Source organism: Kaistella gelatinilytica (assembly GCF_015679325.1).
In the GTDB taxonomy this organism is placed as follows: domain Bacteria; phylum Bacteroidota; class Bacteroidia; order Flavobacteriales; family Weeksellaceae; genus Kaistella; species Kaistella gelatinilytica.
In genome coordinates, this window is the sequence record NZ_JADPVI010000003.1 from 55,361 (window position 1) to 70,391 (window position 15,031).

Sequence of the window (15,031 nt, forward strand, 5' to 3'; positions counted from 1 at the left end):
TTTATTAAATAAAGAAAATGCTTGCATTAAAGGCAGAAAATATATCAAAACAATACCGACTCGGGCAAGTTGGAACAGGCACGCTTTCGCATGACTTGAACCGTTTCTGGCATCAGGTCCGCGGAAAAGAAGATCCTTATTTGAAAATTGGTGAAGCCAACGATCGTGCTTCAAAAGGAGAAAGCGAATATGTTTGGTCATTGCGGGATATTAGTTTCGAGATTGAGCAAGGCGATGCAGTTGGAATTATTGGTAGAAATGGTGCCGGAAAATCAACCTTGTTAAAATTGCTAAGTAAAGTTACCAAACCTACCACCGGAAAAATTTACACCAACGGACGAATTGCTTCTTTGTTAGAAGTAGGAACTGGTTTTCATCCAGAAATGACGGGTCGCGAAAATATTTATTTAAATGGCGCAATCCTGGGAATGAGCAGAAAAGAGATCAAACGTAAATTTGACGAAATAGTAGATTTTTCCGGAGTTGAAAGATATATAGACACGCCCGTAAAAAGATATTCTTCCGGAATGTATGTTCGATTGGCATTTGCTGTTGCGGCACATTTAGAATCCGAAATACTGATTGTAGATGAAGTTCTTGCAGTTGGTGACGCTGAGTTTCAGAAAAAATGTTTGGGGAAAATGGGCGATGTTAGTAAGGGTGAAGGAAGAACGGTTTTGTTTGTAAGTCATAATATTGCAGCGGTAACCAGTTTATGCAGAACCGGTATTTTACTGGATAAAGGCATTCTAATAAAATCAGGAGACATAGAAACCGTCGCCTCCGCATACAAGAACTCTAGGAGCAATGGGTATGAAAAATATATCGCTGTAAAAGACAAAGAACTTTATACCACGAATGCAGAAATAGCACGAGATATATCTGATTTTTACAGTACTGATGAAATTTTATTTAACTTTAAAATTCACAACACCGTGAAAAATTCTGCGAACAATTTCATGTTAGTGAGAATTATGGACAGCGATGAGCAACCTCTATTTTCCAGCCAACATCCTGTTATTGCTGGCAAAGAATCTTATAATCTTTCCGTTCCGGCAAACACTCTTGTGAAAGGGAATTATTATATCAGCATTTACTTATATAATCCGGGAAGTTCACCCTTTGATGTGGTTGAAAAATGTTGCGAGTTTTCATTAATTAACAATAACGAAGAATTTGCACATTTAGAAAATTTTAATATCGGAAAAATCTATACTCCGACAAATTGGAACGTTTCCTAAACTTGAAAAGCATTCTCTAAATATTTTCTCATATGTTGAGTACCTTAAAAGATAGAATCATCGAAAGACTTTTTTTTCTGCTCGAAAATTATAGAAAGAAAAAGATCTACGCTGATAAAAAAGCCATCCAGTTTAAGTCGATTGGTGAAAATTTTTTTATTGGAAAAGACTATAGAATAGGCAATCCGCAATTCATGCAGATCGGCAACAATTTTTCTGTTTTAGACCGTTTAAGAATTGAAGCAATTGAAAAGTTTCAAAATGAGGTTTTTTCACCAAAAATAATTATTGGAAACAATGTCAACATCAACAATGATGTCCATATAGGCTGTATTAATAGAATCGAAATCGGTGATAACTGTTTGCTGGCGAGCAGAATTTATATTTCTGATCATAATCACGGAAGTTTTTCGAAAGAAGACCTAAAAATCGCACCAAATAAAAGACCTCTTATTTCTAAAGGTCCTGTCATTATTAAAAATAATGTTTGGATTGGTGAAGGAGTCGCGATCCTTCCGAATGTTACTATTGGCGAAAACTCCATTATTGCAAGTAACGCAGTGGTGACCAAAGATATACCGGCTAATTGTGTAGCGGCAGGAGTTCCTGCTAAAATAATTAAACGAATCGTGTCTGATGAGCAATCATGATGATTACAAAACTTTGTCGCCTATACTTAATATTGTACCATGCTCACATTCCTCCGTTTAGGTAAAAAAGGAAACCTAGGAAACCAACTTTTTCAGGTGGCTTCAACCATTGCTATTGCAAAACGCAACGGTCATGGTTACTGCTTTCCGGACTGGAAAATGAACAGTTATTTTAAAAACCCACTCCCACTGATTCCACATGATAAAGAATTCAATTGGGAGAAGATTAAAGAACGGCAGTTCAATTTCTATGAATGGAATGTTGCGGAAGGTAATTTTTCTTTGGATGGATGGTTTCAAACAGAAAAATATTTTCTTGATCTCTATGTTAAAGAAATCTTCAGTTTCAAAAAAGAATACGAAGATGAATTGCTGGCAAAACACCATCATCTCTTCACAAAGCCAACCGTATTAATTTCTGTAAGAAGAGGCGATTTCGTCGATAATAAATATTATTTTCAAACCTCTTACCGATTTTATTTCACTGCTCTTATAAAGCATTTTCCCGATTTCGAAAATTATAATTTTATTTTCACCAGTGATAACATTGGCTATTGTAAAAAACACTTCAGTTTTTTGCCTAACTCCTATTTTTTAGAGGATCTTTCGGCTGTTGACCAACTTTGTCTGGGAAAGAATTTTGATCATTTCGTCATCAGCAACTCTACTTTTTCCTGGTGGATTGCCTGGCTTGGAGAAAAAGAAAATTCAAAAATAATTTGCCCGGAGAAAAATTTTGATGGCATCTATTCTGATCAATATGATGAAAGCGACTATTTCTGCGAACGTTGGATCACGCACTCTGAAAAGGAGACACCAATTCCTAATAAATACAGAATGATTAAAATTAAAGGGGACGTGTTAATTATAAAGCAAAAAATACGTAATTTTATAAAGAAGAAATATTACATAATGAAAGGCTGGCCAACTGATTTAAGATGACTCCAATAATCTCTATTATTATACCATGTTATAACCAACAGGAATTTATTGATCGTTGTGTAGCGTCGGTTATCGAACAGACTTTTACCACTTGGGAATGCATTCTAATTAATGATGGAAGTACAGACCGCACCTCAGAAATAGGTCAGAAATGGACAGAGAAAGATTCCCGTATAAAACTATTTCATAAACCAAACGGCGGACTTTCTTCAGCAAGAAATGCCGGAATGGAGAAAGCAACCGGAACTCATATTCTTTTTCTTGACAGCGATGATCGATTGGCAGACAAAAACTCATTGGAATATTTAGCAAAAGTACTTCGACCTGAAACAGAAGTAGTTGCCGGAAATATTTACAATGAATTTGCTGACGGTAGTCTGAAAAAATCAACTTTAAATAAAGTTAATCCTGAAGTTACAATTTTTAGAAAAGAGGAAGTTCTTACCGCGTATTTAGAAGACAAAATTTCTCCCGTCGCCTGGAATAAGATTTATAAAACATCCTTTATTAAAAATCATAGTTTGAAGTTCGAAGAAGGCCTTCTACACGAAGACGAATTATGGTCGCTACAGGTTTATCTTAACGCAGAAAATGTGGTAGTTATTCCAGAGTTTACTTACAAATATTACAAAGACAACTCCAGTTCTATTACGGCGAATAAGAATGAAAAAAATTACAATTCGCATCTGTTTATCATGAAAAAAATAACAGAATATGCGGCAGATCATCCCAAATTAAAAAAGACACCGGAAAAATTAGTGATAAGACTTTTCGAAAAACAATACTATTTTTTGAAAAGCGATGCGGTAATAAAAAATAAAAAACTTTGGATTAAAAATTATGGCAAAATCCGCTTAATTTATAGGAACAGTATCTTGAATTCTTATCAAAAAAGATTTTTATATCCTGCATTTATTGCCTATTATGCACTGAAAATTAACAACTCTGAAACTGCACTGCCCATTTTAAAAAAACTATCCCAAAAAGCAATTACCTACTGATGAGTGTTTACATAATTATCGTCACCTACAACGCCATGAAATGGGCAGAGAAATGTTTTTCGAGTTTGCGGAAATCATCTTTTCCCATGCAGGTTATTGTAATCGATAATTGTTCTGAAGATGGCACTCAGGAGTATATTAAAAATAATTTCCCGGAAGTAAATTTTATTCAAAATCAAGAAAATCTGGGTTTCGGGAAAGCCAACAATATCGGTATAGAAATCGCCTATAAAAATGGTGCAGACTTCTTTTATCTCATGAATCAAGACGCCTGGATTTATGAAAATTCTATTCAGAAATTATTAGATGTTTATGAAACTCATCCTCGAAAAAGTGAAATCGGAATTCTAAGTCCGATGCATTTAGACGGAAGCGAAAAGAAACTCGATATTTTCTTGGATAAATACATTTCTCAGAATTTTGAAACCAGAATGATTTCTGATTTCTATCTAAATTCTCCAAAACCTTATTACGAAATCAGTTTTATTAACGCCGCTCATTGGTTTATCCCAAAAGATACGATTGAGAAAGTCGGTGGTTTTAATCCCTATTTTTTCCATTATGGTGAAGATAACGAATATGTAAACAGGCTTCATTTTCATCATAAGAAAATCTTACTTTGCACCAATAGCAAAGTGGTACACGACGGAAAACAGGAGTTGGGAAAAGTAGATTATCAAAAATTTAAAAACAATTTTTTGGAAATCAAGATTCTAAATCCAGGTTATAAAAATGGGTTGCAAAAAGAACTTAAATCATTACAATTAAGCAGAGCCAAACATTTCCTTAAGGGAAATTTGCAATTTGCAAAAGAACTCAACAGCAGTTATAAAAAGATTAAATCAGAATCTATAAACCTGAAAAAACTTCAACAGGAAGCGAGTCAAGAAGGATCTACTTTTTTAAATTTATAAAATTTATGTGTGGAATAGCCGGAATAATCACCCCAAACGCAAGAAATTATACTGAAGAGATTCAGAAAATGACCGATGCAATTGCACATCGCGGTCCCGACGCTGCACATCATGAGTTCTTAGAAAACGCTGCTTTAGGTCATAGAAGATTATCAATTGTTGATCTGTCAGAAACCGGAAAACAACCCATGTTTTCAAACACCAGAAACGAGTGTATTGTTTTGAATGGGGAAATTTACGGTTATCAGGATTTAAAGAAAAAATATTCAAGTTATTCTTATCGCGGAACTTCTGACACTGAAGTAATTCTTGCAATATATCAAGCAAAAGGAAAGGAATTATTAGATGAACTTCCCGGCATGTTTGCGTTTGCTATTTGGGATGAAGAAGAACAGAAGTTATTTTGTGCACGTGATCGATTCGGCGAAAAACCTTTTTATTACGCCATCGGAAAAAATGGTGAGTTTATTTTTGCGTCTGAAATTAAAGGAATTCTTGCATCGGGATTAATTGTTCCTCAAGTTAATCAGGAAGCACTTCACCATTTCCTGCAATATGGTTATGTAAGTACTTATCAAAGTATTTATTCAAATATTCAAACACTTCCACCGGCGCATTATTTAATTTATTCTAAAGGAAATATCGAGGTAAAAAGATATTACAGCATTCCGAAAAATGATTTGCAAATAAACCTTTCCGAAGCGAAAGAAGAATTTTCAAGTTTGCTAAAAAATGCGGTTCAAAAACAATTGGTTGCTGATGTTGAAGTCGGAAGTTTTCTGAGTGGAGGATTAGATTCTTCGACGATTGTAGCGATGGTAAGTGAATTTAAACCAAAACAAACCACCATCAGTTTTGGATATTCCGGAGAAAACAGTGAACTGAAATATGCGGAAGAAATTGCAAAGAAATATCACACCAATCATATCGAAATTCACGAAAACCGCGGAGACATTGCCGCCGATTTATTGAAAATCTCACCCTATTTTGATGAACCCTTTTCAGATATGAGTTATACGCCGCAATTCAAAATTTGTCAGGCTGCAGCAAGACATCTCAAAGTAGTTTTAGGTGGCGATGTTGGCGATGAATTATTTGGTGGTTATCATTTTTACACGGTCGAACAGGAGATGCGAAACCATTTTTCTTACAATAATATTTTGTTGAAATTTGGTTTAAAGCAGTTCGGGAAAGTAAAAGAAACCTCTTTCGTGACGAAACAAAATATAGCTTATAAAAACATTCTCGATTTTCATCAGAATAGAGTTCGTAATTATTTTTCAGCAAAGGAAATGTCAGCATTGGGAGTTCGTTCAAAATACCAGCAGGAATATAGTTTTAATGTTGATCCGAATTCGCTAAATGATTTAATGCGTGTTGATATCGAAAAATATGTTCCCGGAAATATGCTGGTTAAATCTGATCGCATGGCAATGGCAAATTCTCTGGAGATAAGAACACCATTTTTAGATAAAGATTTCGCAGAGTTTTGCATTCAGCTTCCGGAAAATCTAAAATTAAATTCAACTCAAGACAAAATAATTCTGCGGGAAACCATGCAAAACTATTGGACTGAAACGATCCGGAACAGAAGCAAACAAGGTTTTGGCTCTTCTGTCGAGAAATGGTTTGAAGAAAAAAACCTGATGGATTTATCTGATGTTTTATTAAAAAATAAAGACAGTAAAGTATTTCAATTCATTGATTTTAAAGTGGCACAACGGTTTCTAAATCAGGATAAAAAACACTGGAATCTTCTTCAATTAGCACTTTGGGCAGAAAACCACAAAAATTTTATGTAATAAAATGCTGAAAATCTCTGTCATCATTCCGGTTTATAATGCGTCGGCTTTTCTTAAGAAAGCTGTAGAATCTGCCTTGCAATTTGAGGAAGTAAAAGAAATTCTTTTGATTGAAGATTGCTCGAGGGATGATTCTTTAAAAGTCTGTCAGGAATTAACTTTAGAGTATTCAAGAGTTCAACTTTTCCAACATCCAGACAAAGGAAATCATGGCGCAGGAGCAACCCGAAATTTAGGATTAAAAAAAGCATCCCAGGAATTTATCGCCTTTTTAGATGCAGACGATTACTACTTGCCAAACCGTTTTGATGCGGAAAAAGAACTTTTTAAAAATGAAAAAACAGAAGGTGTTTTCGGCGCAATCGGTACTGAATTTTTGACTGAAAAAGGTAAGGAAAAATTTAAAGAAAAATTCAACACAAACACATTAAGTACAGTCAACTATGTCGCTGAAGGCCAGAAAATATTCGAGGGTTTTTTTGGAAATGGTAAGTTTCTCGGCGCCTTCTTTTCCCTTATTGCGCTTACAATACGGAAATCAGCACTGGAAAGAGAAAGTTTGCAATTCAACGAAAAATTGAGGGTGCACCAGGACAGTGATTTTATCACCAAACTGATGTATCACTGCCACCTTCAAACGGGAATTATAGATCAACCGATATCGATGCGCGGTGTACATGATGACAACCGAATTACCAGTGTCATCAACTATTCGGAAGATTACTACAACAAACAGATGCTGCTTGCAGAATCCCGTTATAATTGGGCAAAGGAACAAAAAGCGATGCCAAAAGAGATTTTACTTAATTTCCGACTTTCTTATCTAACTTATAAAATTGGACTGACTCCGACTCCGATTAAATATTTTAATTTTGTATGGCATGCTTTGCAAAATCCTAAATTATTTAAAACAAGATATCGTTTTCTCGCTTTAAAAAAACACGGATGATCAAAAAAAGGTTTTCACAAATGGCAACGCTCTTAAAAGACGCAGCAGAATTCATTATGTTGAAACTTTCACCTACACCGGTCTTGGGAGAAAAAGTTCTTTTAGTTGATTTTAAAAACCCTAATCTTTACCATCGTTTTTTTTATCTTTTGCTTAAATTCTACAAGATATCCGGTTATCAGATCATTTATCCAATGACTTTTGCGAAATTTCGAAATCTACGAAATGGCGATCCTTATTTAGCGTTTATCCTGAAAGAGGAAAATCTTCTCAGTATAAAAGACATTAAGCCAAATTCTAACTTTGTAAGAATAACGGATGAACAATTTAGCGCAGAGTACTTTAAAAATTACTTTTCTGAAAATAATTTAGAAAAAAACGCTTTCCATATCCCGATGAGTTTTCATCCTTTAATGTATCATAAAAACTTGTGGAATAACAACGTACGAAATCAGAATAACCGGATTAACTCCATTTTTTGCTACGGAAACTTTGATGACAAAGCCTATTTAGAAATTGATAGAACAGGCTTTAAAGTTGTTAACCGTCGTAAACTTTACGAATTTTTCAAGCAGCAGTCAGAATTTCATTTAATTAAAAATCAAGAAGATCTAAATCAAATACTATCAGAGAAACCGATTGGAAAATATATTTTCGCAGAAAAATATGTTTATCCTTTACCGATGGACGATGTTCAAAGAACACTTTCTAAATTTCGTTTTTTTCTTTGCTGTCCGGGCGTCGTGATGCCTCTTTGTCACAATGTTATAGAAGCAATATCTGTGGGAACAGTTCCCATAATTCAGCGGGAATATGCGCAAGTAATGTATCCCAAACTTGAGAATGGAAAAAACGCAGTGATTTTTGAGAATCTTGATGATTTAAAAGATATTTTAAAAAACAAACTTTTTAATATTTCAGAAAGTGATTGTAAGATAATGAGCGATCATGTTTTCCAATACTATCAAGATTTTCTTTCTCCAGAAAGTGTTGTTGAAAACATTAATTGTAACTTAAAAAGTGGTGCTACAATTTATTTGAATGCAGAACACCGGAGTATTAAATTCTTAAAATAAATGCAGAATCTCAGAAAGAAATATCATTTTTGGCGTTTCTACTTTACAACCAGAAATCTGCGTAAAAACTTTCCTTTTTACAAGATCAAAAGTATAGAGGAAACAATTGAAGATGCGATTGTAAACCGTAAAAGCATCAGCAGGTTTGGCGATGGCGAATTTCGTCTTCTACTCGAAAACTCCAATATTGGTTTTCAAAGTGGCAGTTCGGAAATGACTGCAAGACTTCGGGAAGTTATACATTCGAAATTAGAAAATCATATGGTGGCTTTACCCGAAACATTTTCCGTAAAAAACAATCTTAACTGGCGCGTAAAATACTGGTGGCTCAATTTCATTAATAATATCGGAGTTCAGGTAGTCCCATTTTTAAATTCTGATAAAACATATGGTAACGCATTTATTACAAGGTTTTATCTGGACTATGAAAAAAAAGAGAAAATCCCAAGGATCATTAAAAACCTTAAAAAAATCTGGGACAATCAAAATATTCTGATCGTAGAAGGAAAATATTCCAGACTTGGAGTTGGAAATGATTTATTCGAAAATTCAAAATCGATAAAGCGTATTTTATGCCCTGAGAAAAATGCTTTTTATAGTTACGAAAGTATTTTACAGGAGGCAAAAAAACATGGCGGAGACAAATTAATTCTTATAGCTTTAGGTCCTACTGCCACTATAATGGCTTATGACTTGGCAAAGGAAAATTTTTGGGCATTAGACATTGGTCACATCGATCTGGAATATATGTGGTATCTGAAAGGAGAAAGAGAGAAAACACCTGTTGAAGGAAGGCTGGTTAATGAAACTGAAAAGCAACTTAGCCTTGAAATCCCTCAGGAATTCAGAAAAAACTACGAAGACTCTATTTTGGCGGAAATTAAATGCTAAAAATAAATTATACAATCAATGAAAATCTCCGTTATCACCCCAGTTTACAATGCCGAGAAATACATTACGCAAGCCGTAGAATCCGCCTTGCAATTTGACGAGGTTTACGAGGTGATTTTGGTTGAAGATCAATCGCCGGATCATGCTTTGGAAGTTTGTAAAAGTCTAGCCGAAAAATATGACCGTGTCCAATTATTTCAGCATCCAGACAAAGGAAATCATGGCGCCGGAGCGAGTAGAAATTTAGGTTTGGAAAAAGCAACCGGTGATTTTATCGCCTTTTTAGATGCCGATGATTATTATTTACCGAACCGTTTCGAGGCTGAAAAGGAACTTTTTAAAAAGCCAGAAGTAGAAGGAGTTTATGGCGCACTTGGCGTTCATTATTATTCTGAAAAAGCAAAAGACCAGTTTTACTCCCTCTTCGGCGATCGACTGACAACAGTTTATAAAAAACATTCGCCGAAAGATGTTTTTCGTGGACAATTGGGAATGAATGGAAGTTTCGGATTATTTAGCATTGATGCTTTAACCATTAGAAAATCAGCTTTAGATAAAAAACTTTCCACAATGATGAAAACGCATTTACGACTTCATCAGGACACCGAATTTCTTTTCCGACTTTCTTATTATTTAGATTTATATCCCGGAATTTTGGATCAAGCGGTGGCGATTCGCGGAGTTCATGAAAGCAACAGAATTACGCAGGTTGACAGTGGAAAAATAAAACCTTCTCTTTCCAGAGTGATGCTTTGGGAGGAAATAAAAAATTGGTCAGAAAATGAACCATCTGTTTCAGAGGATATCAAACGCCATATCCAAAGAATGCATCGCAGTTTTCAAATTGCAAATAATCCTTTCTTGAAAAAATGGGGAATGATTGGAAAGTATTTACTTTTAGATTTTAAAAGTATCCGGTCTGGATTATATAATATAAATTTCCGGAAGGAATTATTTTAAATGTTTTCCGAGCAGGTATTTTTTTTCTAAAATGCCGTTCAGTTCAGAAACGGTAACAAAATTGTTTTTTTGATAAAACCCCAATGCAGGATTATTTTTCTCCACTTCTAATTCGTAATAATCAACTGATTTTTTCGCTTCTTTTTCAAAACCTACCAAAAGCATTTTACCCACTCCTTTTTTACCGTAAGATTGATCAACTGCAATATAAACCAACTGATTTTGAGATTGAGTTTCTGCAGTTCTTTGAAAAACCTTACCTAAAAGATGAACGAAATAAATCGGATGTTTTATCAAAGCCTTCATTGTTTCCTTGATGAAATAGAAACGATTCTTTTTAAGAAAATCATCAAATAACAAATCTACTTGATAAGTTCCGAAAACAAATCCCAGAAGCTTAGTTTCGTCAAAATACCCTAAGAAAATTTTCTTTTCTTTATCAGAAGAAACATGATAAGAATAAAATTTCTCAATAAAGTCTACAGAATAAAAAGAAATGATACTTGGCAAAAACTTCTTGTGAATTTCTGCGACTTGTCTTACATCTTTTTCGGTGATTTTTTCTATCATTTCAGAACTTTGTAGATGAATTTTGGTCCCATAAAATTAGCAATTTTTAAAGGTAATTTTTTCCAAACCTGAATTAAAAACTGAACGATCTTATTTTCCTCTTCGTTTTGATGCGAAGTTTTATTCAAGTAATAATAATACAATTGAACCTCTTCTGCTCCCCAGGACTTTTTATAGGGTGCCGTTCCCTGATCTTTTTTACTTCTGCCTAAATCAAAAAAAGAAATTCCTTTTTCGATAGCGTGACAAATGATCTCCCAATACAATGCGTTGTTTAAAGAAAGATGATTGTACTGCTTCAACGTTGCTGCGTAAGGATGATATATTGCGGTTGGATCCTGAATCAAGCATGCTGCACTCACGGGTCTGTTTCCGATATACATCACAATAAATTCTGCAGAATAATCTTCGCTTTTTCCTAATTCCAGAATAATATTTTTATAAAATTCTTTGCTGTGAGTTGGGGTTCCCAAATCTCGCCAAGCCGTAGAAATTACCTTGTAGAAATCATCTAACAAATCGAGTGTTCCGAATTTTACGGTATAATTTGCTTTTTGGGCTTTTCTGACCTGATTTCGTGTTTTGGACTTCACCGATTTTTTCCAGACTTCTTCTTTCCCAGCACTTAAGTCGAGCAAAAAAGTGAAGTAGTCTTCGATCAAAACATGGTTAATATCCTCAGAAATATTTAAAGGAGATCGGTATTTTAATAAGATCGGCGTTATAATTCCGTTTAAATCTTTTTTAGATAATGAAATAGATTCATCCATCTTTCCACCATCTGTGATATAAGGGGAGTTTACGAACAGTTCTTTGGTGCCAGAAAGAATTATAGTGCTGTTTCCAAAAGTAATTTCTTTGCTTTCAAGTGGATAAGTTTTAAGTGCCATATCCTGCCAAAAACGGGAGTCGGAAAACTTATTCTGCAATTTCATATTCTTTAAAATTTTCGTTGAAACATAAATCATACTCGCTCTTACGGTGAGCGTCTTGAAAAAATGTGACAAATCTTGGATCTAAAGTTTTGTAATATTCTTTGTTGTCGAATTCATTTAAAGCAGGATGCAGCATAACTTCGACCCTATCATAAGTCCTGCTGTTTTTCAGGAAATTAAACAGATTATCGCCATTAATTTCGCACGTATTCAACATGGAATAAAATCCTGTTTTAACGGAATTCTCATTAAAGAAGGAAAGAAACTTTAGCAGTAAAAGTTTAATAACATTACTCACCGAAGCAGTTCTGCCATTGTACTTCCAACTTTCAAAAAGACCTTCATTTATTTCTCTAACTCTTTCGATTTCGTATTTCTTCGCTAACTTTCTTACAATTTTGTTGATGGAGGGAATGATGTGAACATGTTCATGACCATCGATATGAGAAATCTCAATTCCAATTTCTTTGATCTTTAAAATCTGTAATTCAATTTCCTTTTCCAGAGATTCCAGAACTTTTTTACTTTTCCATTTAAAAAGTAATTTCACAAAAGTATTATTAAGCAACCCATTTTCGGTAAGTATATTCTCTGAAAACAATGCTTTTGCACATGTTAGATTAACATGAACTCCGACACTAAGTTCCGGACATTGTGGTATAATTTCTTTGACTGCATGATCAAAAAACTGCGTATTTGCCATCAAACTTGCATGCGAAAGGAAACCTTTCTTATTCGCTTTAAGAATGGCTTGATTTACTCCTAAAGAAAAGCCTAAATCGTCGGCATTGATGATGAGTTTTTTTACCATTACTTTTGTTTTATAGATCGAAGGTTAAATTTACTCTTTAGATTTCTTTCCATAGAAGTGTCTTGTAAAGGATTTTGATCGATATAAGATTCGCCGGATTCTAAAAATATTTTCCGATTAAGATACGATCCAATATCTAAAGTAAAATAATTTAACTGATGATCCAACTCTATATCTTTCGTATTAATTTTCTTATGTTCTATTTCTGAAATCAACATTTCATATTCCTGGTTTGCCCGAAATGTTATGATCATACTCATTCCAAAAAAGACGGTGAAGAAACCGTACAAGAGCATATTACTGAGTTTATTTTGCTTAAAATCAAATAGATATATAATTAATTTATATAAAATAATTAGCAGAATACTGGTGGAAAAGAAAAGCAATCTGGTTCCGATTAATGGTGAAACAGCAACAATTAATAAAGGCATTATAAAAAGTAGTCCCCAAAATAAAATTCTCTCTAGCGAAAAGGTTGCTTTTCTAATCTTTTTATTCCATATCGTAACTGCAATTAAAACAACGATCAATAACAGAAGCAATTCACGATTGTAATAAAAATAAGTCTTGATGATCCTTATCCAATTTGAAAGATAATCGTTTAATCCTATATCCATAACAGATTTCCCCACAACTTTTTGTTTAATCTTATTTGCTGGAGCGAAAAACAAAAACGCATATCCAACCACTATTGATAAAGGAAATACAATTAATTTTAAACCAGGAATCTTTCTCAATTTAATGAAATAAATCAAGGCGAAGAGAAAAGAAACAGCTACTAAAACAGGGGGTACATGTTCATTACTCATTCCAATAAATAGTCCCAACACGAAGATCAAAAAGAGTGGAATTTTCTTTATTAATGTTTTGTTTCCATCAAGATAATAGTCACTGATTACAAATACATAAAACAAATAGAAAACATGTGTCAGTGTATAATTGGTGCTGTAAGGAGTGTAATAAAACATCTCCCCAAAATAATTGATAAAAAGAATAAAGAATGCAGAGAGCCACAAGAATTTTCGCAACTCATCTATCTGTCTTAAATCTGGGAATTTTCGGTAAATATTCAAGAATAAAACAGAAATAAAAGAATTGAATAAAACCACACCAAATATTACGACCAAAAACTTATCACGGGAAACAAGGTTTGCGAAAAACTGACCGATACGTGGATTGATCTTATGATAAGAATTGTAATATTCTAAAAAAGGCGACGGAACGTTAAATTTATTGATATAATAAAAACTGTCTCTCGATACTGGATAGTAATAACAACTGATTGCAATAGCAATATTTATCAGAATAAAAACGATGTAGGGTAAATTACTCTTTTTCATTCTTTAAAACTTCATTAAAATATAATGGTCTGTTTTTAACTTCAATATGAATTCTCCCAATATATTCTCCGATTATTCCGAGAAAAAATATGATTAAAGAGCAGAAAAAAATCATGACAGATAAAAGTGTCAAAAATCCGGTTCTCGGTTCATGATGAACCCAACTGATGTAAATGGAATAGAACAAAAACAATATTGAAAATAGACAACCTAAAATCCCAATAAATGTAGCAACTCTTAGCGGTTTTATAGAAAACTGAATTACACTGTCAATTGCTAATTTATATAATTCTAAAAAATTATATTTTGATTTACCTGCGTTTCTTTTCGGAGCAGCGAAAGGAATAATATGAGCATCTTGTAAACCAACTAATGATAGCATTCCTCTGAACATACGGTCGGTCTCATTCAAACTGTTAATCCACAAAACATATTTCTTGTCTAACAATCTAAAATCAGGCATATTTCTCGGAATCTTAACATCGGAAAGGAAATTTAAGATCCAGTAATACGTATTTCCTAAAATACTATACCTTAATCCCTTATCTTCATTATCAGTTCGCTGAGTAAGTATTAATTTATTTCCTTTCTCCCATAATTGAACCATTTCAGCTACAATTGCTGGCGGATGTTGCAGATCAGCATCCATAAAAACTACTGCGTAATCAGAATCAATAGCTTTATTTTGTTGAACTACATAATTTAATCCGGCAGTCATTGCTATTTCATGTCCGAAATTTTTGCTTTGATTGATGATGATTACTCGCGGATTGCTCTTTTGAATTTCCATAAGAACAGACAAAGTCTGATCTTTAGAACCATCATTTACAAAAACGAGTTCATAGTTCTTAAAGGAAATATTTTCAAAATTCTGCTGCAATTGCTCTGTAAGAAGTGGAATGTTTTCTTGCTCATTATAGGCGGAAATGATAATGTAGATTTTTCTCAT

The 15,031-nt window shown here is 33.8% G+C and carries 15 protein-coding genes; 10 read left to right on the forward strand and 5 right to left on the reverse strand.

Annotation, left to right across the window (positions count from 1 at the left end; genetic code table 11):
• The first annotated feature begins 17 nt into the window (after positions 1-17).
• Genes IV494_RS14760 through IV494_RS11115 form a run of 10 tightly spaced genes read left to right on the forward strand, consistent with a single transcriptional unit; the run spans position 18 to position 10,426 of the window.
• The gene (locus IV494_RS14760; protein ID WP_230380116.1) at positions 18-1,241 is read left to right on the forward strand and encodes an ABC transporter ATP-binding protein; all 1,224 of its coding nucleotides are present in this window, start codon (positions 18-20) and stop codon (positions 1,239-1,241) included.
• Between the two features lie 32 nt (positions 1,242-1,273).
• Positions 1,274-1,891: an acyltransferase gene (locus IV494_RS11075; protein ID WP_196080207.1), complete on the forward strand. Its 618-nt coding sequence runs from the start codon at positions 1,274-1,276 to the stop codon at positions 1,889-1,891.
• 39 nt (positions 1,892-1,930) lie between these two features.
• Positions 1,931-2,833, forward strand: coding sequence for an alpha-1,2-fucosyltransferase (locus IV494_RS11080; RefSeq protein WP_196080208.1), 903 nt, complete (start codon positions 1,931-1,933; stop codon positions 2,831-2,833).
• Complete coding sequence (locus IV494_RS11085; protein ID WP_196080209.1) at positions 2,830-3,834, forward strand: glycosyltransferase; 1,005 nt, start codon at positions 2,830-2,832, stop codon at positions 3,832-3,834. The genes IV494_RS11080 and IV494_RS11085 overlap by 4 nt, the downstream gene beginning before the upstream one ends.
• Positions 3,834-4,748: a glycosyltransferase family 2 protein gene (locus IV494_RS11090; protein WP_230380118.1), complete on the forward strand. Its 915-nt coding sequence runs from the start codon at positions 3,834-3,836 to the stop codon at positions 4,746-4,748. The genes IV494_RS11085 and IV494_RS11090 overlap by 1 nt, the downstream gene beginning before the upstream one ends.
• A gap of 5 nt (positions 4,749-4,753) precedes the next feature.
• Entirely contained in the window at positions 4,754-6,550 is a 1,797-nt protein-coding gene (gene asnB, locus IV494_RS11095; protein ID WP_196080210.1) for an asparagine synthase (glutamine-hydrolyzing), read from the forward strand.
• Between the two features lie 4 nt (positions 6,551-6,554).
• A complete protein-coding gene (locus tag IV494_RS11100) occupies positions 6,555-7,499 on the forward strand; it encodes a glycosyltransferase family 2 protein (protein WP_196080211.1) in 945 nt (314 codons plus the stop codon).
• Between the two features lie 20 nt (positions 7,500-7,519).
• Entirely contained in the window at positions 7,520-8,575 is a 1,056-nt protein-coding gene (locus IV494_RS11105; RefSeq protein ID WP_196080212.1) for a hypothetical protein, read from the forward strand.
• Positions 8,576-9,466, forward strand: coding sequence for a GT-D fold domain-containing glycosyltransferase (locus IV494_RS11110; protein WP_196080213.1), 891 nt, complete (start codon positions 8,576-8,578; stop codon positions 9,464-9,466).
• Positions 9,467-9,484: 18 nt separating this feature from the next.
• Positions 9,485-10,426 (forward strand): glycosyltransferase family 2 protein, encoded by a 942-nt coding sequence (locus IV494_RS11115; protein WP_196080214.1) that lies wholly within the window; start codon positions 9,485-9,487, stop codon positions 10,424-10,426.
• Here the strand turns inward: IV494_RS11115 and IV494_RS11120 are convergent.
• The 5 genes from IV494_RS11120 to IV494_RS11140 are packed head-to-tail and all read right to left on the reverse strand — an operon-like array spanning position 10,418 to position 15,031.
• Entirely contained in the window at positions 10,418-10,996 is a 579-nt protein-coding gene (locus tag IV494_RS11120; protein WP_196080215.1) for a GNAT family N-acetyltransferase, read from the reverse strand. The genes IV494_RS11115 and IV494_RS11120 overlap by 9 nt on opposite strands.
• Entirely contained in the window at positions 10,993-11,931 is a 939-nt protein-coding gene (locus tag IV494_RS11125) for a GNAT family N-acetyltransferase (protein WP_196080216.1), read from the reverse strand. Before IV494_RS11125 ends, IV494_RS11120 begins: the two co-directional genes overlap by 4 nt.
• The gene (locus tag IV494_RS11130) at positions 11,915-12,742 is read right to left on the reverse strand and encodes a carbohydrate deacetylase (RefSeq protein ID WP_196080217.1); all 828 of its coding nucleotides are present in this window, start codon (positions 12,740-12,742) and stop codon (positions 11,915-11,917) included. The genes IV494_RS11125 and IV494_RS11130 overlap by 17 nt, the downstream gene beginning before the upstream one ends.
• On the reverse strand, positions 12,742-14,082 hold the full coding sequence (locus tag IV494_RS11135) for a DUF6056 family protein (RefSeq protein ID WP_196080218.1): 1,341 nt from the start codon (positions 14,080-14,082) through the stop codon (positions 12,742-12,744). The genes IV494_RS11130 and IV494_RS11135 overlap by 1 nt, the downstream gene beginning before the upstream one ends.
• Positions 14,069-15,031: a glycosyltransferase family 2 protein gene (locus IV494_RS11140; protein ID WP_196080219.1), complete on the reverse strand. Its 963-nt coding sequence runs from the start codon at positions 15,029-15,031 to the stop codon at positions 14,069-14,071. Before IV494_RS11140 ends, IV494_RS11135 begins: the two co-directional genes overlap by 14 nt.